This is a genomic window from Methylophilus sp. UBA6697 (assembly GCF_002454655.1).
Lineage (GTDB): Bacteria > Pseudomonadota > Gammaproteobacteria > Burkholderiales > Methylophilaceae > Methylophilus.
In genome coordinates this window covers 33,096-57,426 of record NZ_DKJH01000031.1, presented here as the reverse complement: position 1 = coordinate 57,426, position 24,331 = coordinate 33,096, and the positions used below count along the sequence as shown (strand labels likewise).

23 protein-coding genes are annotated in these 24,331 nt (G+C 50.4%); 11 read left to right on the top strand and 12 right to left on the bottom strand.

The annotated features are described in order from the left end of the window. The first annotated feature begins 159 nt into the window (after positions 1-159). On the top strand, positions 160-564 hold the full coding sequence (locus B3355_RS09285) for a DoxX family protein (RefSeq protein WP_292782999.1): 405 nt from the start codon (positions 160-162) through the stop codon (positions 562-564). Between the two features lie 27 nt (positions 565-591). On the opposite strand, the gene B3355_RS09280 is transcribed toward B3355_RS09285, so the two are convergent. Further along, positions 592-1,473 carry a LysR family transcriptional regulator gene (locus B3355_RS09280; protein ID WP_292782996.1) on the bottom strand — a complete coding sequence of 294 codons (882 nt, stop codon included), beginning with the start codon at positions 1,471-1,473 and terminating at the stop codon, positions 592-594. A 172-nt stretch (positions 1,474-1,645) separates the two neighbouring features. Between B3355_RS09280 and B3355_RS09275 the strand changes: the two genes are divergently transcribed. Together B3355_RS09275 and B3355_RS09270 are read left to right on the top strand one after the other, a co-directional pair. Next, positions 1,646-2,035: a DoxX family protein gene (locus B3355_RS09275; RefSeq protein WP_024930945.1), complete on the top strand. Its 390-nt coding sequence runs from the start codon at positions 1,646-1,648 to the stop codon at positions 2,033-2,035. 20 nt (positions 2,036-2,055) lie between these two features. Next, positions 2,056-2,826 carry a DODA-type extradiol aromatic ring-opening family dioxygenase gene (locus tag B3355_RS09270; RefSeq protein WP_292782989.1) on the top strand — a complete coding sequence of 257 codons (771 nt, stop codon included), beginning with the start codon at positions 2,056-2,058 and terminating at the stop codon, positions 2,824-2,826. Positions 2,827-2,849: 23 nt separating this feature from the next. Here B3355_RS09270 and B3355_RS09265 read toward each other — a convergent pair whose 3' ends face one another. Both B3355_RS09265 and B3355_RS09260 read right to left on the bottom strand, forming a co-directional pair. Beyond that, positions 2,850-4,208, bottom strand: coding sequence for a sigma-54-dependent transcriptional regulator (locus B3355_RS09265; protein ID WP_292782986.1), 1,359 nt, complete (start codon positions 4,206-4,208; stop codon positions 2,850-2,852). Positions 4,209-4,210: 2 nt separating this feature from the next. Continuing rightward, positions 4,211-5,839 carry a sensor histidine kinase gene (locus tag B3355_RS09260; protein ID WP_292782983.1) on the bottom strand — a complete coding sequence of 543 codons (1,629 nt, stop codon included), beginning with the start codon at positions 5,837-5,839 and terminating at the stop codon, positions 4,211-4,213. A gap of 94 nt (positions 5,840-5,933) precedes the next feature. Between B3355_RS09260 and B3355_RS09255 the strand changes: the two genes are divergently transcribed. Continuing rightward, entirely contained in the window at positions 5,934-6,956 is a 1,023-nt protein-coding gene (locus B3355_RS09255) for a hypothetical protein (RefSeq protein WP_047515796.1), read from the top strand. 12 nt (positions 6,957-6,968) lie between these two features. Further along, positions 6,969-7,442 (top strand): hypothetical protein, encoded by a 474-nt coding sequence (locus tag B3355_RS09250; RefSeq protein ID WP_235272994.1) that lies wholly within the window; start codon positions 6,969-6,971, stop codon positions 7,440-7,442. Here B3355_RS09250 and B3355_RS09245 read toward each other — a convergent pair. Together B3355_RS09245 and B3355_RS09240 are read right to left on the bottom strand one after the other, a co-directional pair. Beyond that, a complete protein-coding gene (locus B3355_RS09245) occupies positions 7,439-9,118 on the bottom strand; it encodes a phosphoethanolamine transferase (protein ID WP_292782976.1) in 1,680 nt (559 codons plus the stop codon). The genes B3355_RS09250 and B3355_RS09245 overlap by 4 nt on opposite strands. After that, entirely contained in the window at positions 9,115-9,816 is a 702-nt protein-coding gene (locus B3355_RS09240) for a phosphatase PAP2 family protein (RefSeq protein ID WP_292782973.1), read from the bottom strand. Before B3355_RS09240 ends, B3355_RS09245 begins: the two co-directional genes overlap by 4 nt. A gap of 477 nt (positions 9,817-10,293) precedes the next feature. Between B3355_RS09240 and B3355_RS09235 the strand changes: the two genes are divergently transcribed. Genes B3355_RS09235 through B3355_RS09220 form a run of 4 tightly spaced genes read left to right on the top strand, consistent with a single transcriptional unit; the run spans position 10,294 to position 13,851 of the window. Then, positions 10,294-10,848, top strand: coding sequence for a thermostable hemolysin (locus B3355_RS09235; RefSeq protein ID WP_292782971.1), 555 nt, complete (start codon positions 10,294-10,296; stop codon positions 10,846-10,848). A 12-nt stretch (positions 10,849-10,860) separates the two neighbouring features. Then, positions 10,861-12,351 (top strand): AMP-binding protein, encoded by a 1,491-nt coding sequence (locus tag B3355_RS09230; protein WP_292782968.1) that lies wholly within the window; start codon positions 10,861-10,863, stop codon positions 12,349-12,351. After that, complete coding sequence (locus tag B3355_RS09225; RefSeq protein ID WP_024930934.1) at positions 12,352-13,050, top strand: TenA family transcriptional regulator; 699 nt, start codon at positions 12,352-12,354, stop codon at positions 13,048-13,050. A 9-nt stretch (positions 13,051-13,059) separates the two neighbouring features. Then, entirely contained in the window at positions 13,060-13,851 is a 792-nt protein-coding gene (locus B3355_RS09220) for an SDR family oxidoreductase (RefSeq protein WP_292782963.1), read from the top strand. On the opposite strand, the gene B3355_RS09215 is transcribed toward B3355_RS09220, so the two are convergent. From B3355_RS09215 to B3355_RS09195, 5 genes are all read right to left on the bottom strand, one after another. Then, the gene (locus B3355_RS09215) at positions 13,846-14,364 is read right to left on the bottom strand and encodes a M23 family metallopeptidase (protein ID WP_292782960.1); all 519 of its coding nucleotides are present in this window, start codon (positions 14,362-14,364) and stop codon (positions 13,846-13,848) included. The two genes, B3355_RS09220 and B3355_RS09215, sit on opposite strands and share 6 nt — an antisense overlap. Before the next feature lie 43 nt (positions 14,365-14,407). Next, entirely contained in the window at positions 14,408-15,736 is a 1,329-nt protein-coding gene (creD, locus tag B3355_RS09210) for a cell envelope integrity protein CreD (protein ID WP_292782957.1), read from the bottom strand. Between the two features lie 95 nt (positions 15,737-15,831). Then, the gene (gene creC, locus B3355_RS09205) at positions 15,832-17,271 is read right to left on the bottom strand and encodes a two-component system sensor histidine kinase CreC (protein WP_292782954.1); all 1,440 of its coding nucleotides are present in this window, start codon (positions 17,269-17,271) and stop codon (positions 15,832-15,834) included. A gap of 10 nt (positions 17,272-17,281) precedes the next feature. Further along, positions 17,282-17,965, bottom strand: coding sequence for a two-component system response regulator CreB (gene creB / locus B3355_RS09200; RefSeq protein ID WP_292782951.1), 684 nt, complete (start codon positions 17,963-17,965; stop codon positions 17,282-17,284). Positions 17,966-18,085: 120 nt separating this feature from the next. Continuing rightward, positions 18,086-19,039: a quinoprotein relay system zinc metallohydrolase 2 gene (locus B3355_RS09195; RefSeq protein WP_349679999.1), complete on the bottom strand. Its 954-nt coding sequence runs from the start codon at positions 19,037-19,039 to the stop codon at positions 18,086-18,088. Between the two features lie 66 nt (positions 19,040-19,105). Between B3355_RS09195 and B3355_RS09190 the strand changes: the two genes are divergently transcribed. Together B3355_RS09190 and B3355_RS09185 are read left to right on the top strand one after the other, a co-directional pair. Next, positions 19,106-19,702: a cytochrome b gene (locus B3355_RS09190; protein ID WP_047515811.1), complete on the top strand. Its 597-nt coding sequence runs from the start codon at positions 19,106-19,108 to the stop codon at positions 19,700-19,702. A 303-nt stretch (positions 19,703-20,005) separates the two neighbouring features. Then, complete coding sequence (locus B3355_RS09185) at positions 20,006-21,568, top strand: ArnT family glycosyltransferase (protein WP_292782944.1); 1,563 nt, start codon at positions 20,006-20,008, stop codon at positions 21,566-21,568. Positions 21,569-21,618: 50 nt separating this feature from the next. Here B3355_RS09185 and hemE read toward each other — a convergent pair whose 3' ends face one another. Next, the gene (gene hemE, locus B3355_RS09180) at positions 21,619-22,683 is read right to left on the bottom strand and encodes a uroporphyrinogen decarboxylase (RefSeq protein ID WP_292782941.1); all 1,065 of its coding nucleotides are present in this window, start codon (positions 22,681-22,683) and stop codon (positions 21,619-21,621) included. Positions 22,684-22,852: 169 nt separating this feature from the next. Continuing rightward, complete coding sequence (locus B3355_RS09175) at positions 22,853-24,280, bottom strand: glutamate synthase subunit beta (protein WP_019883735.1); 1,428 nt, start codon at positions 24,278-24,280, stop codon at positions 22,853-22,855. Positions 24,281-24,331 lie beyond the last annotated feature (51 nt).

Here is a 24,331-nt window from a genome sequence, read left to right as displayed (position 1 = left end):
GTGCAGAGTAACATATGTGATACACAGGTGGTCAGAAACGCGGCTGAGTCGCTGGGTAGTCAATACGGAGGAATCTGTCACCGGCATGCATCATACCGATGCCTGTAGCGTCCATAAGGCGATAGGCAGCGCGTTCAAACATGACAAGGAGCGATCAGTATGAATGTACGGCAGCGTTGGGTCAGTTTTGCAGGGCGGGTTTTGTTGTCTCTGATTTTTATTATTAGTGGCATTGCCAAGATCATGGATCCGGCAGGCACTATTGTTTATATCGAAAGTGCGCACCTGCCCTTGCCGCAAGTGGCTTATGTGGTGGCACTGATAGTCGAGTTAGGCCTGGGTATTGCTTTACTGGTTGGCTTTAAAGCGCAATTGGCCGCAGCAGGGATTGCCATTTTCACCTTTATCACCGCATTGATGTTTCACAGCAATATGGCTGATCCGGTGCAGGTCATTATGTTTCTGAAAAACACCACGATTATTGGCGGTTTGTTGGTGATCATCGCATTTGGCCCTGGTGGTTACAGTGTGGATGGCGGCAAGCGCGTGATGTTAATGGAATAAGGTTTCGTCATTGCGGCTGCCAGCGACTCAGGCAGCCGTTGCTTGAAACCAGTGGCGCAAATGCTCGATCAAGGCCAGTGCATTCGCCGACACCTGCTTGTGATAGGGATACATGGCATAAATGCCCGCGCGCTGCATGCGATATTCTGCTAACACCTCAACCAGGCGCCTCTGTTGCAAATCTTCCAGTACATAAAAGGCCGGTAAGCCGGTAATGCCAAGTCCGGCGACGGCGGCATCGCGCAATACTTCTCCGTGGTTTGATTTTAAGCGTGCCTGAATCGGGATGCGGTGTATCTGGTCGTTTTCAGTAAATAACCACTCACTTGCCCGGTGTGTGAGGCAGGCATGCTTGGAAAGTGCTTGCGGGGAGCTTGGTACGCCATAGCGTGCGATGTAGTCTGGGCTGCAGCAATAGCACATCGCCGCATCTTCCAGTTTACGTGCCACCATGCCTTCTTCTGGCTGGTCGGTCACGCGTATCACCATATCATAGCCTTCGCTAATCATATCCACATGCCGGTTATCTGCATCCAGCCAGACATCCACCAGGGGATGTTGTTGCATAAACGCAGTGAGGGCAGGCGCCAGCCGCAAGTTGGCATAAGACAGTGGCACAGATATTTTAAGCAGTCCACGCAACTCGTCCGAGCGATTACTGATTTCGAGTTCAGCATCGTGAATAGCTTGCAGGATTTGTTGCGCGCGCTGGAAAAACACTTTGCCGGTTTCTGTTGGCGACAGTTTGCGGGTCGTGCGTAACAACAAGCGCACACCCAGTCTGGCCTCCAGCGCAATGATGCGGCGGCTGACCAGTTGCTTGGAGATCCCAAGCGCGTGCGCTGCACTGGTGAAATTGCCGTGTTTGACCACCTCCACAAAAAAGTGCATTTCCTCTAATGAAGCCATCGATTGTCAACCTATATGAGACAGTTTTACTATTATGCGTGGGATTATCATTTTTTTGTTTCAGGAATACAATGCCATTCATCAGCCAAATAACGGCAGTACACATTTTCTCAGGGAAGTGTGCGATGTGCGGCTGATCATCGCATCGCACAACCACAACAAGGAGTACAACATGAACGCAATCCAATCCGCAGCCAGTGTGGCTGGTCGTATTTTGTTATCACAGATTTTTATTATCAGTGGCTTGAGTAAGGCAGCGAATCCGGCCGGCACCATTGGCTATATTCAAAGTGTAGGCGCGCCATTGCCTGAGGTAGCGTATGCGATTGCCTTATTTGTAGAGCTGGTGCTTGGCATTGCTTTGCTGGTGGGTTACAAGACGCGTTTGGCCGCGGCCGGCATTGCCGTGTTTACTGTCGCCACGGCATTTATGTTCCACAATAACCTGGCCGATCAAATGCAGCAGATCATGTTCCTGAAAAACCTGACCATTGTTGGTGGCTTACTGATGGTGGTGGCATTTGGCGCGGGTGCGTTTAGCCTGGATAACCGTCGCCGTTAATATAGGCGGAGTGTATTCATATGACGACCTTGTTTGTGTCACATGGTGCACCAACGCTGGCGATCGAACCGGGTAACACCGGCGAGGTGCTGGCCGAGGTGGCTGCCGCCTTGCCCAGGCCGGATGCCATCCTGGTTGTCTCCGCACACTGGGATACGCGCGTACCGACAGTCAGCCTGGCGAACCAGCCGGAAACCATTCATGATTTTGCCGGCTTTCCGCCAGCGTTGTATGCAAAGCAATACCCGGCACCGGGCGCACCAGCATTGGCACAACAAGTAGCGGCATTGTTGCAAGCGCAGGATATTGCGGTGCAAGCACATCCACAGCGCGGGCTGGATCATGGGGCGTGGGTGCCGCTGATGCTGATGTACCCGGAGGCAGATATTCCGGTGACGCAGTTGTCGATCCAAAGTCGCAGCACGCCAGCTGAACAGTTTGCGCTTGGGCGTGCGTTACAAGGCCTGCATGAGCAAAATGTGCTGATTTTAGCCTCAGGCGCCATCACGCATAATTTGTCAGATTTTTTTACGGCTGACAGAAATGCCGCCCCTTTGCCATATGTGTTGCCTTTTGCCGACTGGATGGCTGAACGTATTCAAACGCAACAATGGCAACACATGTTCAATTACCGTGCTCAGTGTCCGCAAGGGATGCAAGCGCATCCGAGTGAAGACCACTTGATGCCATTGTTTGTCGCGGCGGGCAGCGCCATTGGTGAGGCCATACGTTTTACGCCAGAAAACACTTATGGTATTTTGGCCATGGATGCTTATCTGTGGCGTACTTGAAACTAAGCCGAGTAAACGGTTAGCTAACGCAGCCCGTATTGGTTCAATTTGTTCCAAAGTGAGCGCTCGCTGATCTCTAATAGCTTGGCGGCCTTGGTTTTGTTGCCCTGACAATCATCAAGGGCTTGCAGGATCAGGCGACGTTCAATTGCCTCCGTCGCACGTGGAATAGACAGGTCATGACTGTCAGCGGCCAATGGACTGGAGTCCGTGTTTACCGGTATCAGCTGTTGAGCAATATCGGCAGGCAAGTGTTGCTGTTGTATCGTCTGGCTGCCAGCCAGAATCGCGGCGCGTTCCAGAATATTTTCCAGTTCGCGCACATTGCCTGGCCATCGATATTGCTGCAAGCTCAAGCGCGCACTTTCGCTAAGCTGGCTTTGGCGTTTGCCTAGAAAATAGTCAGCCAGCAGGCTAACATCTTCGCCGCGCTCACGTAGCGGCGGAATCTGTAGTTGAATCACATTCAAACGGTAATAGACATCTTCGCGTAGCTTGCCCTCTTTGACCGCTTGCAAGGGGTCACGGTTGGTGGCGGCGACGACGCGCACGTCCAGCGCAATCTGCCGGTTACCGCCCAGTTTTTCGACGACGTTTTCCTGCAGCACGCGCAAAAGTTTGGACTGTAACTGGATAGGCATCTCGGTGATTTCATCCAGGAACAGGGTGCCGCCATTGGCCAGTTCAAATTTGCCGACCCGCTCTTTTACTGCGCCGGTAAATGCGCCTTTCTCGTGCCCGAACAATTCAGATTCCAGAATATCGACCGGGATCGCCGCACAGTTCACCGCCACGAATAATTCTGACTTGCGCGAGGAGGCGTCGTGCAATGCTTTGGCCACCAGTTCTTTACCCGTGCCAGTTTCACCAACAATAAATACCGTCGCCCGTTCTGGCGCCACTTGCTGAATCATCTGCTTGAGCGATTGCATGGGTACACTATTGCCAATGAGGCCGGTGACAGGCGGTTGGCTGCTTTCCTTTAGAAACGTGTTTTCGATCTGGATACGATTCACCGCCAGGGCTTTCTGGATAGCGATTTCCAGGGTTTCGAGTTCAAATGGCCGCAGAATATAATCGCTGGCGCCCAGTTTCATGGCTTCAACAGCGGTTTTAATTTCGCCTTGCGCCGTCACCATGATAAATGGCAACTGTTCATATTGTTTGCGGATGGCGCTCAGCAATTGCAAACCACTCATGCCAGGCATATGCAGGTCGCTCACCACCAGGTCAATTTGCTGTTGCTGTATGAGTTCCAGTGCTTCGCGGCCATTGCCCGCAGACAGCGCCCGGTAGCCCGCCTGACGCAGGCTGATTTCCAGCAGTCTGCGCATGTGCGGTTCATCATCGACAGCCAAAATAGTGTGTTGCGGGGTGGACATGGTTATGCAGTCGCTAACGGAAGTGATAAGTTAAATTGGGCCCCTTGCCAGGGGCTGGTGCTATAGCTGATTGTACCATCGTGCGCTTCGATGATTTGCTTCACCACGGCTAGCCCGAGGCCAACCCCGCCAGCGCGTTGGGTAAAAAAGGCTTCAAATAAATGCCCTTGCTGCGCAGGCGGGACACCAGGGCCATCATCTGCCACCGCAATATGGGCACACTCTGCATCTGCTGAGAGTTGCAGCTGAATGTGTCCGCCCTCCGGCAAAATCTGAATCGCATTCATAAGTAAGTTGACCAGCACTTGTGTCATCTGGTCCTGGTCTGCCTCAATGATGGCGGGCTGTGTGGCTTGTAGTGTGAGGGTAATTTGCTTTGCCTGCGCCGGTTTTTGTAGCATGGCGACGACATGCTGCAAGTGCGCTTGCAGGTCCAGCGGGATTTTATTCGGCGGCCGCGGGCGGGCAGCGTCAATCAGGGCGCTGACCAGTTTATTCAGGCGTTCGGTTTCTGAAATAATAAACCCGAGTACCTCGCGACCATCTTCACTCAGTTGCGCCTCCCTGAGCAGCACATCAGCCGACGAGCGCATGATGCCCAGCGGAGTCCTCACTTCATGACTCATGGCAGCGGCCATTTCTCCTACCACGGCTAATTTTGCAGCGCGGGTCAGTTGTTGTTCAGAAGATTGCAGGTCAGCTGCCATTTTTGTAAATGCCTGGTTTAATGCCTGTACTTCTGCCGGGCCACTGAGCTTGGGAGGTGCGGCATCAGGTAGGCGTAATTGCTTGATAAAACGTAGCAATTCATCCAAGGGTTGTGTAAAACTTTTTGTAATAGGCGTGACTAGAATCAGTGAGAATACTAGAACCAGAATCAATAATATTAAAAAGGTCACACCCAGTCGATGCACGGGAGCCACAGCTACATCATGCGCTTTATTCAATTGCACCTCCCAACCATAGATGGGTAGTGCGCTTTGTATCGCAATGTGGGCATGCAGGCTGTGTCGTAGTTGCGACCAGTTGCTGGATTGCGCCAGTAAGTGCTTATTTTCATCTGCTAAAGCCAACTCTGTTGAGTGTTGCGCCGCATGATTAAGCAAGTCATGAATCACTGCCCAGTTAAATGTAGCAATCAGATGGCCAATTGGCTGCAACGTGACATTGGAAATGACTGGGGTAGAAATCATCAGTTGGTCATTCTGTAACCGATAGATCGTCATTGGTTGAGTCGTATCCTTAAACGAAAACCAAATGGGGGGGCTGGATAATCGTTGACCGATTCGGCGTGGATTGCTGGAGGCGACGATGTTTGATTGCAGGTCGACGACGTCTATTGAAATGTATTGTGTTGCATAACTGTTGCGCGTTTCTTCGAGGAAGATGGACAAACGTTTGTCGATATCACCGATCTGCATGTCCTGCATGATGGCCAGCTGGCTCCAGCTACGTACATTTTGTACGCGTTCGAAAAGCACTCTGTCTATGTGTTCACCCACGGCTTGACCGGTCGTTTGCAGATCATGTTTTATTTCGGTGCGCAATGCCGTACGTGCCTGATAGAAACTCAGCACGCTGACCAATAATGCAGGCAGCAAGCCCGCCAGTAAAAATGCGATAAGCAGCATTTTACGAATGGTTAAAGGTGCATGTTTAGGCATGGAGTATGAGAAAATACGGACTTAATTGTCGGCGTTGTACTTGCTTGATCGGAAAGTGTTTATGTTCACTATTTTACTGCGTTGTGCAGTCAGTGTAATCAGCCTCTGCATGTTGTGCAAGCCGTTACTGGCAGAGGAGGAATCCTCTTTCTGGCAAGGGTTCCGCGTGGGTGGTTATACCAGTGCTGACTTGCGTATTCCACGTACAGAATCTACACGGCTGACCTGGAATGAACTGAGTATGATCGTGACTTGGGACAAGAATACCAGGATCAAGTTTTTTGGCGAACTGGACCTGGAAGATCCCGCAAGTTATACACACTCGCAGGGGGTGGATTTTCGTGATGCCTATATCAATCCGGAACGTCTGTATTTCGATGTCAATTTGAACGAAAACAGCAATGTGCGGATTGGTCGTTTCTTGACACCGTTAGGTCGCTGGAATCAGCTGCACGCCTCTCCTTTGGTCTGGACAGCCAGCAGGCCGCTTGCAACCACTGAGTTATTTCCAAGCTTTACCAGCGGTGCACAGTTCTTTGGGAACATTGCATTTAAAGAGCGTTCACTAGACTATCAAGTATATACCGCACTCATGAATGCACAACCAGAAAGCCGTGGTGCAGCACAGTATCGCGATGCGCATGGCGCCAGAGTTTCGATCAATAATGTTTTTAATTTTACCGACGAGAATGCTGGCCTCAATACCATAGGCTTGAATTATTCAGGGTATCGCGATGAGAAATCTGGTGGATCAAGATATCGAATCGTTGGCCTGGATTTTTTACTGGAAATTGATCGCTGGGAGCTGAGTGGTGAAGCCTACACTCGCAAAGCAGAGCGTGGCCAGAGCGCGGGCAGTGGAGCGTATTTACAAAGTGCTTTTTTGATTAAGGATGATTGGTACTGGATTACCCGTCTGGAGAGTTTACGTCAACCCACTGCCCAGAATGCTGAGCGTTGGATGCTTGGGCTCACTAAACGCCTCAAGCCCAATCAATTGCTAAAATTTGAAGTCATTGGCGGTAGTGGTGAATATAACGATGTGCCGCGTGGGTTCGCGGCTTCATTTGCGATGATGTATTAAATGCAGTTTTACATGTTGAGGTACTGGATATTCTTGGCTGGTTTCCTGCCGTCGTTGGTGATGGCAGAGGAGCCGGTCATTGCGGTGATTGTGTCGGCACAGCCTAACTATAGCGTACCCATAACGGTCAATGATCTTGCGTCTATTTACTGGCGCAAAAAACTGTATGGCAATCAGGGTAAGCCCTTGCACCCAGCTAATTTGTCTACTGAGCATCCGTTACGTCAGCGCTTTTCTCAGCAGGTGTTACATAGTAGCCCCAAGGCCCAGCTTGGTTACTGGAACGGGCTGTATTTTCAGGGTGTTCAGCCGCCTTATACCGTGGAGTCACAAGAGGCCATGATTCGCTATGTGGCCTATACCGAGAGTGCTGTTGGCTATATTGAGGCCTGTAAATTGGATGAGCGTGTACGCGCTGTGGTGTGGCTCACTGCCAATAAAATCCAGAGTGAGCCACCAAGCCTGCGCTGTGATAGTGGTAATTAGTGAGTGCTTGCTTTGATTGGGTGCAAGTGTTTGCGCTGTTCCTCTTGTAGCTCGCGGTTTTGTGCCAGCCAGCCAAACTCGGCGTGGCATATTTCGGACTTCAGTTCATAGGCTGTAAGCAAGGTGCAAAACACATCGTCATGGCTGAGGGGATACTCAGCGTAGGGCGTGATTTGCGGCAGTTGATAGTCGAAATGCTGGCCCACCCATAAAATTGCCGGTACGTGGGTTTGTTCTTTGGGTGCAATCATATAGGGTGCTGCGTGCAGGTATATGCCATGCTCACCCAGGGATTCACCATGATCTGCAACATACAGCATGGCGGTCTCACGATTACTGTCATATTTCTTCAGAAACTGAATAACTTCTGACAAGAAGTAATCGGTATACAAAATCGCGTTGTCGTACGAGTTATCAATCTCTTGTTGTGAGCACTCTGACAAACGGCCAGTTTTGCAAATGGGCGTGAATTTTTTGAATTCATCCGGATAGCGGCGGTAGTATTCCGGACCATGATTGCCCATCTGGTGTAATACGATCAGGATGTCATGATCTTTGTTTTTTTCAACAAATTTGTCCAATCCGCTCAGCATGCCGATATCACGGCATTCATTGTCGTCACACACCGGGTTATGGGCGGGTGAGCGAAAATCCTCGTAAGGCACGCGCAAGGCGACGCCTTTGGAGTCGGAGTTATTATCACGCCATAACACTTTGACGCCTTCACGGTTTAACACATCCAGCGCGTTCTCCATATGCAAGGCCTTGTCTTCGTCATACTGCTTTCTGGTCAGCATTGAAAACATGCACGGCACAGAAACGCCGGTAGATGTGCCACACGAGGAGACTTGTTTAAAACTCACCACGGCCTCTTTGCTGAGTCTGGGGTTGGTTTCACGGGCATACCCATTGAGAGAAAAACGGTCGAAGCGGGCGGTTTCACCTACCACCATAATGATCAGTTCATGGTGCTGGTCCGCTTCCACATTGACCACATCCGTCGCGGTCTTTTGCAGGCCGGTGATGCTGCGCGTAAACAGTTTTTTCGAGGTCCATTTCACCACTGAGTAGTGGAAGAATGTTGGGTTGGCATACATGCGCACCATTTTATGCTCACGTACAAACGTGGCGTAATCGGCGCTGCATGGAATCACCACCAGGATCATGCCTAACAGTAGCAAGGCAATCTGCTTGAGGCGGACGCTGATCGGATCGCGCTGGAAAAAACGGGCTGGCACTTTTTTGATCAGGATAAATGTGGGGATCACGCCTAGCAGCAATATCTTGATTAAAAATCCCCATGACAACAGCCCCATGACTTCCTGGGTGTCGGTTTTCGCTGCATTGTCCAGCATGACGTGGTCAATAATGACGCCAAACTCATCCATGTAATAAGCGGCCCAGGCGGCAGACAGCAGGATGATGGACAACACCCAGCGTGCTGACTTGCCATGACTAAGCAGCATCAGCCATAAGGTAATGCTAAAGGTAAAAAACAGACTGATGCTGATGATAAAGCCAGCGTTATGTGCGTTCCATGGATAGAGGTTGAGCAGATGTTCAAATAAGGCATAGTTGCTGGTGAGCATCAGCCACAGGCTCGCGCCCCAGATCAGGCAGATTTGCGGGGTGAACAGCGCGCGTAGCGTGCGGGTAAACATTGCGAATATTTTCATTCAATACGACTCTTGGAAAAAGTGAATACCATTAATAACCAGCCGCACATGAGCCAAAGCGAGGTCAGTGTGTGCGATAAAAAGTGAGCGCCGCGGATTTGCTGCGCCCAGCCCAAGGCGAAGCCGACTGCGAGCCCGGCAATAGTCACCAATAAGGCTTTGCGAGGGGCTTGCGGTAACCATAGCAGGCCGAGTGCAGACAGCCATACGCCGCTGGTCGTGTGTCCTGCCGGAAAGCAATGACCAGCTTCTAGCGCCGGATGACTGGTGAAAGTAGGCACCCATGGCGCGCTGCCGCCGTAGCGTACGATATCCCAGGGGCAGGCATGCGGCATTTGGTGTTTGAGGCAGGAGACGACAATCGCATTGAGCAAAGCCAGCAAGACGATCCAGCGTAGTTTGTAACGGGTGGCTGTCGAAAGACGATGGCCTAACAGGCGCTCGGGCAGCCAGGCCAGCAATAACAGGGCTAACCAGATCACGGTAAACAGTTGTTTTGCATACACATGCATCACTGTTTCATAAAAAAATACATGCTTTTGAGTGAAACTGTGCTGTGTAAAGTCAAATTGCTGGTCAGCCAGCGCCAGATCTAGAGCGGTTGCATTCGCCAGCCAGACGATGGCAATCGCTAATGCGATCCAAACGCACCACAGTGCCGCCAGAGTTGGCTGAGGTAACCAGGGACTTTTTATCATGTCTATTTTGTGTTGATTGCCAAATGCAACGGGTTGTTATTTTTTGAAAATAGTTGATAGCCGGACAATTGTGAGGGTACACCATCTTTTCAAAATCTCCGACCATAAATGCAATTGATGTGCCACTTTATAATCAGCCTGATGTGTTATGAGTTAACCTGCTGATTTTGTTTGGAAAATTTATATTTTCCAACAGTAATGAAAATAATTTCATTTCAAGGTGTCTGCAAAAAATGCAGGGTATGAATTAAATGTGTGGCAATCTATCTGCAAAAAGTGCAGAGTGTGGCAGAAGTGTATATTTATAACTTCATGATTATTATGAATAATTGTCTCTGGCATGGTGTTTGCAATTAGCTTGACAAGATTGTTGTCAGTGAAAGAAATGGCATGCTGCATTCAGAGTCAAATACACCGTTTTACCATGCATCATCTGCTTATGAATTGAGGAACTTTGCCCAAGCGAAAAGGTATCAAGTGAATGAGATTACAGGTCATTTGGTTGAGTGGGGTGCGCCGTGCCGCCAGGAGGTGGAAGCCTTTATTGCGGCGGTATTTAAGCACGTGTACGGCGCGCAGGTGAATCATTTTATGCCGCAGTTGGTGGCCTTGCGTGATGCCAACGGTGTTTTAATGGCCGCGTTTGGTTTGCGTAATGCGGCACAAGAACGTTTGTTTCTGGAGCAATATCTGGATGAGCCGATTGAGCAGTTGATGTCGCGCCAACTCGGCAGAAATATACGCCGCGAAGAAATTACCTGCATAGGCAATCTGGCGGTGGCGAATCCGCGCAATGCCGGTGTGCTGATTGCGCATGTGATTCAACATAGTTTGAGCATGAATTTGCCGTGGGGCGTGGCGACCGCGCATCATAGCCTGCAAAATGGCCTGATTAAAGGCGGTGTCGATTTGTTTCCGCTGGCCATGGCGAACCCTGAACGCTTGAGCGCAGAGGAACGCGCAAAATGGGGCAGTTATTACAAGCATACACCGCAGATTGTGGCGATTCGTGGTGTAGCTGATCCTTTATAAGCGCAAATCATCATGATATTGCAACAGATTCATGCGCAGGCAACACAAAATCCGAACCGGATCGCCCTGGAAGGGCCGTCTGCGCAGCTGACTTATAGTGAACTGGCGGCGGAGATGGCGCGTGTGTCTGGCGCCTTGCGCGCGCTGACCAACCGTGCCACTGTGGCGCTGGCGCTGGATAATAGTCCGGCCTGGATTGTATTGGATTTAGCGGTGTTGGCTGCTGGCTGGAGCAACGTGCCACTGCCGGCGTTCTTTTCTGCGACACAAAAACAGCATGCGATTAAGGATGCTGGTGTTAGCCTGATCTTGACTGATATGCCAGCTTCCTGGCAGCAACTATACCCTGACAGTGTTGTGGTCGCTGAATGGCAGGTGGCAGGTCAAGCGGTGACAGTCTTGCGTATTCATGCCCATGATCGCGCCGCCGCTGCTGATAAAGTCACCTATACCTCCGGCACGACGGGTGCGCCTAAAGGGGTTTGCCTGTTTGCACACACGATGGGGCAGGTCGCCAGTGCTATTGCCAGTCTGATCGTGCCGGGCGCAGCGGATCGTCATTTCTGCGTATTGCCGCTGGCCACCTTGCTGGAAAACGTGGCGGGCGTCTATGCCAGCCTGATTTCTGGCGCAACGGTGGTGGTATATCCGTGCCACGCAGTTGGCTTTACTGGTAGTCAGTTCGACATTGGCCGCTTGTATCAAGGCCTGCAAGATAGTCGGGCGACGACTGCGATCCTGATTCCTGAGTTGCTGCGTGCGCTGGTGATGTATGTGCAAGCAGGCCAGGCGCCGCTGGCATCGTTGCGTTTTGTCGCAGTCGGTGGCGCCAAGGTGGTGCCGGCGTTGATACTGCAAGCCCATGCGCTAGGATTGCCGGTGTTTGAAGGCTATGGCTTATCAGAGTGTGCGTCGGTTGTTGCACTCAATACGCCACAATCACACAAGCCAGGCAGTATAGGCAAGCCCTTGCCACATGTGCAGCTACGGGTGGATCTGACAGGCGAGCTTTGGGTGAAAGGCGCTTTGTATGATGGCTACACTCAGCCCGAGGGTGGTATTGCCGCGCCAGTGCTGGACGAAGAAGGTTATCTGGCCACTGGCGATCTGGCTTATCAGGATGCTGAGGGTTATGTGTATCTGTCAGGCCGCAAAAAGAATATGTTTATTACCTCGTTTGGGCGCAATGTTTCGCCTGAGTGGGTGGAGAGTACATTAATACACCAGCCAGCATTGCAGCAGGTGTGTGTATTTGGAGAGGCGAGGCCGTTTAATGTGGCGATTGTGGTGCCGCAGCCGCCGTTTACCACAGAACAGGTGGCGCAGGCGATTGCGGAGGCGAATCAACAACTGCCTGATTATGCACAGGTGGGAGATGTGGTGTTTGCTCACCAGCCATTTAGCCCGCATAACGGACAACTCACGGCTAATGGCCGTTTAAAACGCGATGCGATTGCCGCTGCTTATGTGGCTGAAATCAATGCGATTTACGAAGGAATTTAAATGACTTTTTATCAGCAATTATTAAGCGCGACCGAGCAGGAGCGTAACACCTTGATGACGTTGCCGCTGATTGTGCAAGGTGCGCAAGGTAATATCACTCTGGACATCTACCGTGCATTCCTCACCCAGGCTTATCACCATGTCAAACATACGACCCCATTGCTCATGGCCTGTGGTGGCCGGCTCAGTGGAGAATACGAGTGGTTGCGCACCGCGATTGGCGAATATATCGAAGAAGAAATGGGGCATCAGGAATGGGTGCTCAATGATATTGCTGCTTGCGGCGGTGATAAAGAGTCTGTGCGCCATAGCGCGACGGCTGCCGATGCCGCCAGTCATGAAACAGAGATGATGGTGGCTTATGCTTATGACATGATCAATCGCGTGAATCCCTTAGGCTTTTTTGGCATGGTATTGGTGCTGGAAGGCACCAGCACCGCCGTGGCTACACAAGCCGGTGAAAAAATCATGCAGGCCCTCAATCTGCCGAAAAAAGCCTTTAGCTACCTGCTTTCACATGGCTCGCTAGATCTCAGCCACGTGACCTTTTATGAGGGGCTGATGAACCAGGTGACCAAGCCTGAGGATCAGCAAATCATTATTCATGCCGCAAAACGCTTTTACCGCTTGTATGGTGAGATTTTCAAGCATGTGGCGGCACAGGCGGCTGCCAGTCAACCGCTGGTGGCAGCAGCTTAGGAGTCGGCGATGGAGTTACGTAACCTGCATGTGGTATTGACTGGCGCAACTGGTGGCCTCGGGACCAAGCTCGCCCTCGCACTTGCTGCGCAAGGTGCTGTCGTCGGACTGGTCGGGCGGGATCCGGTCAAGTTGCATGCGCTGCAAAAAAGAGTCGCGGCGCAGGGTGGCAAGTCACATATTATTGTCACCGATCTGGCTCAGCCCAATATGGCCAGCCAGGTATTAAAACAGTCTTTGCGCGAGATGGGGCATGTGGATTTGCTGATTAACAATGCCGGTATTATTGAGTTCACCGAGTTTGCAGAGCAAACCGAGGTGAGCATCGATAATATGGTGCATACCAATGTCACGGCAACTCTGGTTTTAAGTCGCGAATTTGTGGCCTACTTTTTGCAACGTGGCCGAGGCCATTTGGCGTTCGTCGGCTCTATTTTTGGCTCGCTGGGCTTCCCACATTTTGCCACCTATTGTGCGAGTAAATTTGCCATTCATGGGTTTAGCCAGGCATTGCGCCGTGAGTTGGTGGATACCAATATTGGCATCACTTACATTGCACCGCGCGCCATTGCCACCCCCATGAATGATGACCGCACCAACGCCATGTGGCAGGCCTCTGGCCAGGCCGTGGATAGCCCGCAAGACGTAGCAGATAAAATTGTGCAGGCATTGCAGAAAGATAAGCAGGAGCTGTTTATCGGCCAACCGCAAAGCTTGTTTGCCTGGTTTAATGGACTGGCCCCCAGGCTGGTGAATTTGGGCCTCAAACAACAGGTCGCGCTGGCGAAGAAGTATTTATAAATGTGATTGCTCTGAAGTGAGCAATAGGTGCGGGTTCATGTAGAACATTCTTTTCCATCCTTGCTTTTCCAATGTGATTTCTGCCGGGTTGGGCATAAGCCTGAGAATGCTGTAATGCAGATGGGGAGCCTTGCCTCTGGCGTTACCGCTATTACCTACCGTGCCGATCAGGCTTTTCTGCGTGACCAGGGTCAATGGCTGCGTTGCCACCGACTCTAAATGTGCGTAGTAGTGAATACGTCCTTTGGGCGAAAGGATTGCGACGACATTTCCGCCTCTTTCAATGTTTCCTGTGAATATGACTAATCCGTTACTTGCTGAAAGCACAGGGGTTTTCTTGCGGGCAAAAATATCTATACCTTTGTGTACACCTGACTTTCCCCAAGGGGCAAACCAGTAACTGTCCTGGTTCCAGTCTTTAGCTGTCGCCGTTTGCACCGGAATGACCGTGTTTTCGGGCATCATGCTTGCCAATACTGTGCAAATGATCAGTCCGTAAAAAATCTTTTTCATCGCTGGCCTCACTTATACGGACGGCAAGTGCCGCCCTGAAGTTTTATGGATGGCTAAGTGCGTACCAGTTCACTTTTCTGGTCACTATCATGGTGAAGGTCAATAGGCTGAATACCAGCAAGGAGCCCATGAGCAAGGCATTGTCTTCGGAAATCAGAATGCCATATAAGGTGCCATACAACAGGCTCAGCTTGCAGGAAAATACGATGCCATAACGCCTGTTCTGCAGGATGCTCACCAGATAGTAACCAATCAGGCCGATGCAGGCTGCGCTGGCAATCAGATAGGCATAGCTAAAACCAATATGCTCTGCCAAAGAAATCAGCAATAAATAAAATATTGCCATGGCTAAGCCAACCAATGTGTATTGTGCGGGGTGAATGCGCAGTTGTTTCATCACCTCAAAGATAAAAAAGCCCGCAAAGGTTAGCCCTATAAACAATAAACCATATTTTGTGGCCCGATCTGACAGGCTGTAGATGTTGACTGGTTCAACAAAGCCGACTGTGATCGCTTCGAGGGGCAGGTTCGCAGATGTGCGGTTTAAACTGGAGAGCAGTCTTTCTTGGATATTGCTGGCGAGTGATGAGACCTCCCATTGGGCATCAAAGCCTTTGTCACTAATACGTTGGCTGTTAGCATCAGGTAAAAAGTTACCGTCAAAATGTGGGTGTTGCCAGCTGGAGTGTAAGCGCACGCTATTCTTGTCTGCCAGCGGGATCAGATTAAATTGCTGCATCCCTCGCAGGTGTAGATTCAGCTTGAACGATACCAAGCCTTGTTCTGGTTGCAAGTGGCCCAGGTCCGCATGGATGCCTGCCCCCAGCAAAGGTAATTGCGTGCCTTGTTTCAGGCCTAATGTTTGGGTGCCCCAATGCAATACCGGTTGACCATCTATACCCCGTGTGTCACTGAGCCCAATCGCAAGTGAGGCCTCACCAAAGCGGATGCTGCCGTTTGTATGCTGAGCTTGCACCTTGATTTGATTTAAATTGAAGCCGCCCGCAATATCCCCATTAAAGCGATACATGAGGGCTTTGAAAATGCCGCGTTGTTTATAGTTGTGCGCAAAGTCGCCCGTGACCGTCAGTGTACTTGGCAGCAGGTAGAGATGTCCCTCATCCTTACGTTCAACTATCTTGCTATCCTTATCTCTGCCTACCGTTTCGGTGTAGTGTTCGGTATAGGGAATCACCAATATGGGGCCGGTGAATGTTTGTGCTTCGGTGGAGGATTTTGCGATATTGCTTTCTACGTTAGCTTGCCTGGACTGGCGTTCGAGAATCAGGTCATTCACATAGCCCAAGGCCAGCGACATCAGTAATATCAGCGCCAATATGCCAAGGGATTTATATAAAAATGGTTTTTGCATTGCAAACTCCTCAATGAAAGAGTTTGCAGCATAAAACTGGCAGGTGAAGCCTTGTTGTGTTGAATGTGAGGCGAGTGTGAAGTGCGCTTGAGTATTTAGCCCGGCCAGCACAAACGGGCAATTGCCCCATTGGGATGTACATTGGTAATGAATACATCGCCATGATGCAAAGCCATGATTTGCTGCACAAAGTTCAGGCCGAGCCCCGTGCTTTTTTGGCCGGCATGTGGTGTATTGGCCGGCCTGGGTAAAGAGTAGAATTTGTCTTTGATTTTATCCAGAGCGTACAGCGGGATCCCGCTACCCTCGTCTTGAATGCTTAACTGGATGCCGATATCAGTCTTGCATAATACGATATGAATGCGGCTGTCGTTTGCACTGAAATCCAGCGCATTTTCCAGCAGGTTACTGATGGCCTGGCCGCAGAGGAAAGCATCTCCTGCTATGGATAAGGAGGTGTCTAGGGTTATTAGCAGCTGGATATTTCGCTGTGTGGCGCGGTCTTGAATGAGCCGGAGTTGTTGTTCTACCAAGTCAGACAAGGCAATGTGCACGGGGTGTACCAATACTTGTTGTTGTTCCAGCGCGGCCAGTCCCAGTATGTTTTGTATCATATGTTGCAAGCGCTTGGTCTGTATCTTGATGCTGTTTAGAAAGTGTGTCCGGTCTTGCTCGGGCATCTCTGGGGTAATCAGTTCGGTCGCCGCTTGTATGGCCGTCATCGGGCTTTTTAACTCATGGGTGAGTTGGTGTATGGCTTCCTGAATATGCTGATGGCCATCCAGTTCATCGCGCATGGTTTTCATGGCTTGTGCCAGCTCTGCCAATTCGTCGTTGCTTGAATCTGGCGCGACGGCTTTATGGCCTTGCGCGACCGCTATGGCGTAATCTCTTAAGCGATGAATGGCGCGAGTGAAGCGCCATGTAAATAAAATACCCAAGCATAAAGAGAGCGCTAGCAACAGTATGCCCCAACGCATGATCTTTGCCTGGGCGTGCAGGATAAATGGTTGCATGGTGCTATTAGGTTTCGCCACCGTCAACACGCCGATCAGTTGATAATTGTCCATGACCGGCGCCGCGACATACATTACTGTCTCGCCGTCTGGTCTGGTTGGATCTACAGGGGTGGTTCTTGCACCATATCGGCTTTTCAATGTCAGGTAGACATCATTCCAGCGGGAATAGTCTTGCCCGACTGCCTGATGATCAGAGTCAAATACAACCATGCCGGTGCTGTCGGTGATATATACTCGATAATCTGCAGATCGTTTGGGCACTCCCCAAATGTTGGCTGTCCCCGACTTGTGCTGATAGTCATGCAAGCTACGCGCAAATTGACCGTTTTGGATGCTGCCTTGCTTCAGGTCATCTTTGGCCAGTTCGGCCAATAAATTGGCGGTATCCACCAAGGTGTCCTCCATTGCTTGGCGTACACCAGGTTTGACTTCGTCTACAAATACCGCTAATACAAACCATGCGGCAAGCCCCACCAGTAAAAAGTATCCCAGGAAAATTTTAAGGCTGATTTTCATGCAGTTATGATTATGGGAGCAAGCTGTAACCCATACCTCTATGCGTCACAATTAACGTTGTTGCGGGTAGTTGATGTGCGAGTGAAACTTCGCGTAGTTTGCTGCGCAAGGTTTTTACATGCGTATCGACAGTACGCTCCATGGAGTCTTCTGCCGATTGCCAAACGGTATCCATCAGGCTGGCACGCGAAAATACGCGATGCGGTTGCAATATCAGTGTTTTGAGTAACAAAAATTCATAACGTGTGAGCGGCAACAGCTGTTGCTGATAATAGATACGACTGGCATGTTCATCCAGTTGAAATCCTGTGGCAGCGTGGTCAATTTCAGGATGTAAGCGTCGTTGAATAGCCTTGATTCTGGCGACAATTTCTCTGGGACTGAACGGTTTGGTGACATAGTCATCAGCACCTATCTCCAGTCCTAGAATTCTGTCTACTTCGTGATTGCGTGCTGTCAGAAATAAAACCGGTGTATTACAAAAACGCCGCAGTTGTTTGCAAACATCAAATCCGGTCATATCAGGCAACCCGATATCCAGAATGATCATGTCAAACGGTTGTTTTTTTAGCACATCCAATGCTTGTTGGCCGAGGACGACGTGGTAGGCCTGCATTTGCTCAGCTTGACAAGCATAGATGATGGTTTCGGCAATCGAGGGTTCATCCTCGATGATCAGAACGGAGAGAGACATGGCTGCATTGTAGAACAGAACGATCTTCAGATACCAGTCAGCGGTATGGCTGATCTAGATGGAGCATCACTGGCGCGTTGTTGTCGATAACCGTGCACAATGAACAGCAAAGCTAAGTGCCTACTCCCACTCCAGCTGCGGATAGATCACATTCACATTGCGTCGGTTGGCAATATCGAACAATTGCCATTTATCGTGTTCAGCGGCCGCTGCGGAGTCCATGGTTTGTTCCATGCTGATGCCCTTTTTGATGCTATTGCGGACGTCAGCCAGCAGCAAGTTGAGGTAGCGTAGCTCGTTGCCAATAATGGTTGGTTGATCTGCGCTTTCCAGACCATGCCCAGGAACAATCAGTGCATAATGTGACTGGTTTACATATTCAAGGGCCGCAATCAGGCCTTTGATATCCCCTTCAACGACAGGGGTGCGTTGCGCGAATAGCAAGTCGCCAGTAAACAAGGTGTTGGTTTTCGTATCGAGTACGGTTAAGTCAGTGTGGGTGTGGGCAACTTTTTGTGCTTGCAGTTGCAAGCTGCGGCCACCTAAATCCAGCGTGAGTTGATCATGCACGGCGGTATCTGGTGTGATGGTTGCGCTGGCTTTGCCTGCCTCACCGAGTAGTCGGGCATTGAGTTTTTCATACTGTTCCTTACGTAACAGCATAGTATTCGCCAGTTTTTCATGGCCGACAAAGTGGGTAGCGCCGTTTTGAAAAGCGGCATTGCCGTAGGTGTGATCAGGGTGCACGTGCGTGTTGATGACATAACGTATCGGCAGCGGGCTGATGGTTTTGATGGCTTGCAGTAATTGCTCGCCAGTGTGTTTGCTGCCACCGCTATCAATCACAGCAATGGCATCGCGCCCAACCACGACGCCCAGGTTACAAATGTCGCCCTGGTAGCCGTCGTCGATATCCAGATGTTGACCATGATGGACATACACGCCTTCGGCAACTTTTTGCAACTCAAATGTGTCTGCCTGCACATGACTACAAAACGTTACAAAACCGAATGTAACACCGGCACACAATAGCTTGATTTTTGATAACATGACGACTGCCCATGAATGTTTCATACATCATAATCAAATCATTCATGATGACAAAGTGACTGCTGTCACACGTAATTTCAAGGAGAAAACATGAGTTCCACGCAACGATATACCAAAGTTGCCGTTATTTTGCATTGGCTGATCGGGTTGGCGATCATCGCCATGTTCGCCCTCGGCTGGTACATGGGTGAGTTGCCCAAGGATGGCCCCAAGCAAACCGCTTTTGACTTGTTTGATCTGGGCATTTACACCTGGCAGATGGACGAACCCGCCAGCGCCAGAACCTTGTATTTCAATTTGCACAAATCGCTAGGGTTTACCTTGCTGTGGCTGATCCTGTTCCGGGTCTACTGGCGTATCAGCCACACGCCTCCAGCAATGCTGGCCAGCTATTCTGCGCTGGAGCGCAAAGTGGCAACAGGTGCGCACCATTTGCTGTATCTGTTGATGGTAGGCCTGCCGTTGAGTGGTGTGTTAATGACGCTTTATAGTAAATTTGGCTTGAAGTGGTTTGGGCTAGAGGTATTTGGTGGTCTGGATAATGCAGACTTGCGCGATGCGTTCAAAGAGTCTCACGAGCTATTCGCCAATATCCTACTGGTTGTGTTTATCGTGCATGTAGTTGGCGCGCTTAAGCATAAGTTTATTGATAAAGATGAGACCATGTCGCGCATGTCTTTAAAGTAAATCTGCCTGTTCACTAAAAAGCCTGCGATTGCAGGCTTTTTTTGTGTCTGCTATTTGCGAATACCTCGCAAGTTCTGCAAAAAATGCATTGACCACTGATTAAAGGCATTAGTGGTCTGCAAAAGATGCAGGGATTCTTATTTGGTTTGATGTAACTATTTGATTATTAATAACTATATTGTCGGCATGCTGTTTGCTAAATGGTTGCTATTGTTGACTTAAATGCTAATGACTTCCAGCCAATAGGGAGCGCTTTATCCGTCAGCAATACAGGGATCAATCTATTAAAAAAAGCGGGTAGGCATGTCGCAAGGTCGGTTAAAGCAGTGGGTCAGTTCCAGTCACCTGGTCTGGTTGGGAGTTACAATTCTTTGGTTAGGTGTCGCCGCCGTGTTCAGGCCGCTGGCGTTGCCGGATGAAGGACGCTATGTAGGCATTGCCTGGGAAATGCTGACATCCGGTGACTGGTTAGTGCCGCATCTGGATGGGTTACCTTATTTTCATAAACCGCCGCTATTTTACTGGCTCACTGCCGCTAGCCTCAACATCTGCGGCCCTCACCTCCTCTGTAGCCGTGTAGCGCCACTGCTGTCATCCATTGTGATGGCCATTGCATTATTCAGGTTCTTGTTCCTGTATTTAAATAAAAGAACGGCGGTGATGGCTTTTGTGGTGCTGGTCACACAACCATTCTTTTTTGCCAGTGCGCAGTTTGCCAACCTGGATATGCTGGTCGCTTGTATGATTTCGCTCACCATCCTGTCTGCAGCGGAGTTTGTCTGGAGCATAGATAGAGAGCGGCCAGCAGAGCACCATTTAATGCTGACCATGTTTTTTGCGGTAGGTGGGATCCTCGCCAAAGGCTTGATCGGCGTTGTATTGCCTGCAGCTGTTGTTTTTTGCTGGTTGCTGGCAAGCAGGCGCTTAGCTTACATCAAGCATTTCTTCTGGTGGCCAGCAGTCGCGGTGTTTTTATTACTGGTCAGCCCCTGGTTTTTGTTGATGGAATCTCAATTCAAAGGCTTTCTGGATTATTTTTTCATCCATCATCATTTTCAGCGTTTTGCCGGATCAAATTTTAACAACCAGGAGCCGTTCTGGTTTTATTTACCGGCACTCTTGTTGCTCACATTGCCTTCGTCATTATGGTTGCTCAGATTCCGTAGACATGCCTTACGGATGTGGACACCTGTGCAACGTGACGTGGGCTTGCTGATGCTGTGCTGGCTGGGTTTTATTCTGTTGTTCTTTTCTATTCCGGTCTCCAAGCCGTTGGGTTATATCATGCCGGTATTGCCAGCGCTGGCGACCCTTACTGCGCTATTGATGGTACAGGCCTGTCAGGACTCTGTATTCAAGCGCCGTAGTTTGTGGCTGACGCTGGCTGTGGCCATTGTGGCCTGTGTCATTGCGATTATGACGGTGATTCAGCACGCAAAAAAGGTGGCTTCTTATCAATTGGCAATGCAAGTGCAATCACTCGCCCATGCAGGCGATCAGTTAGTGATGTTGGGTAAATATCAGTTCGATTTGCCGTTTTATTTGCATTTATCCAAATCGGCCTGGGTTGTGACTAATTGGCAGGCGGCTGCGCAGGAGGTGTTGGATGACAGCTGGGAAAAAGAATTGCTTGAAGCCAAGCGTTTTAATCCTCAGGTCGCGGCAGAAAATCTGTTGAACGAGCAGCAGTTGGCGCAGCAAATATGCCGTTTGCAGGCGAATCAGTCACTTTGGGTCGCGGGTGATCCGGGGAGCGCGGCACATCTGGCCTTATTGGCAAAGGTCGCGCCGCAAGCCAAAGTACGCGATCATTATTTATGGCGCATCAGCCCGGCACAGATCGCTAGTGCTTGCGCTAAGATGTAAGTGTTAAGGATGTAAGCATTAAGGGCTGCATGACGCAGCCCTTCGTTGTATTAAAGATGGTATTGGGGGCTGAGTTTGCGCAGGGTTTCCAGCATGCATGCGGCATGTTCAGGCGGTGTCCACTGCGTAATGCCATGGCCCAGGTTGAAAACGTGGCCATGACCATTGCCATAGCTGGCCAGAATGCGGGCGACTTCTTTTTCAATCGCGGCTGTTGAGCTCAGCAGAATGGCTGGATCCATATTGCCTTGTAGCGCAACCTTGTTACCAACACGTTGGCGTGCTTGCGCGAGATCGACGGTCCAGTCCAGACCTAGCGCATCTGCGCCAATGGCCGCTTGTTGCTCCAGCCACAAACCGCCGCCTTTGGTGAAGACGATACTGGGCACGGTTTTACCTTCCGCGGTTTTTGTCAGTCCAGCGACGATTTTCTGCATATAGTTAAGCGAAAATTCGATATAAGCGTCATGTGACAGTGCGCCGCCCCAGGAGTCAAAAATCATCACGGCTTGAGCGCCTGCGGCAATTTGTGCGTTCAGGTACTGAATCACGGTTTGTGCCGTGATTTCCAGAATGCGATGCAACAGCTCCGGTCTGGCATAACCCATCTTTTTGGTATTGAGGAAGTCGGTACCGCCTTTGCCTTCGACCATATAAGTCGCCAGGGTCCAAGGGCTGCCGGAAAAGCCGATCAGCGGAACGCGGCCATTGAGTGCTTTGCGGATGCTGCTGACCGCGTCAAACACATATTGCAGTTTGGACATATCCGGCACTTCAAGCTTGAGGATATCTTCCTCCGCTTGTAAAGTGCGCTCAAATTTCGGGCCTTCACCCTCTTCAAAATACAAGCCCAATCCCATTGCATCCGGCACGGTCAGGATGTCACTAAACAGGATGGCCGCATCTAATTGCGGGTAGCGATCCAGCGGTTGCAGTGTGACTTCAGTGGCAAATGCCGGGCTTTGGCATAACTGCATAAAGCTGCCTGCAGTTTTCCGGCTCTCACGGTACTCCGGCAAATAACGACCGGCCTGACGCATCATCCAGACCGGCGTGTATTCTGTGGGTTGGCGCATCAGTGCGCGTAAAAAAGTATCGTTTTGGAGTTGAGTCATTGGATAGCAATTGCCTTATCTGTGATGAGGCAGGTCAACAATATGTAAAAGCATGATTATAAAGGCCAAGCTGCTATTTCACCCGAAAGAATGGTGTTTTTTTGCGATATGACAAATAAAAAACGCCGATGATATCCATCGGCGTTTTTGAGGGGGCCATTTTACTGAATTAACGTGGCAACGTCGAGCTACCCATCAAGAAAGCATCGACTTCGCGTGCGCACTGACGGCCTTCGCGGATCGCCCATACCACCAGAGATTGGCCGCGACGGATATCGCCAGCAGCAAACACTTTGGCTTTGCTGGTTTTGTAACAGCCTTCGCCATCGGTGGTGGCTTTGGCATTACCACGATTGTCTTTTTCGACACCAAAGGCGTCCAGTACTTTTTGTACTGGTGAGACAAAACCCATGGCCAAAAATACCAAGTCCGCTGGAATGGTGAATTCAGAGCCTGGTACGTCGACCATTTTGCCGTCTTTCCACTCTACGCGTGCGCCTTTGAGCGCGGTCAGTTTGCCATTTTCACCAATCAGTTCTTTGGTGGTGATAGACCAGTCGCGGTCTGCGCCTTCTTCGTGTGAACTGGAGGTGCGCATTTTGAGTGGCCAGTTTGGCCACACCAGTGATTTGTTTTCTTTTTCTGGTGGTTGTGGCATCAATTCGAATTGCGTGACGCTGGCGGCGCCATGACGGTTGGAGGTGCCTACGCAGTCAGAGCCGGTATCACCGCCGCCGATGACGACGACATGTTTACCGGTGGCTTTGATCTGGTTAGGGACGGTATCACCGGCGACCATTTTGTTGTTTGGTGTCAAAAAGTCCATGGCGAAATGCACGCCATCCAGTTCGCGGCCTGGTACTGGCAGGTCACGTGGCAACTCGGCGCCACCGGCCAGGATCACGGCGTCGAAGTCACGTTCGAGGTCCGCTGCGCTGACGTTCTCGCCTACGTTCTGGTTCACTTTGAAGGTCACGCCTTCGGCTTCCATTTGTGCAACGCGACGGTCAATATTCGATTTGTCCAGTTTGAAGTCTGGGATGCCGTAACGCAGCAAGCCGCCGATACGGTCGTTTTTCTCAAGCACAGTCACGCTGTGACCAGCACGAGCCAATTGCTGTGCTGCTGCCAGGCCTGCAGGGCCTGAACCTACCACAGCAATTGTTTTGCCGGTTTTGTTGGGGTTGATTTGCGGTGTGACCCAGCCGTTTTCCCAGGCTTTATCAATAATCGCGTGCTCGATAGATTTAATGCCTACGGCGTCATTATTGATGTTTAAGGTACAGGCTGCTTCACAAGGTGCCGGACAAATACGGCCTGTAAAATCAGGGAAGTTGTTGGTGGAGTGCAATACATCAATCGCACTACGCCAGTCCTGGTGATACACCAGGTCATTCCAGTCTGGAATGATGTTGTTGATTGGACAGCCGGTGGTACAGAAAGGAATGCCGCAATCCATGCAGCGAGCACCCTGCTGTTTGGCCTGGTCGTCTGTCAAATGCAGGACGAACTCTTTATAGTTTTTGACGCGATCTTTGACCGGCAGATTCTCTTCTGCCAGGCGGTCAAATTCCATGAAACCTGTGACTTTACCCATGTGAAATCATCTCTTCCCTGTTGCTTTGTACAGACGCAACCTTAACAAGGC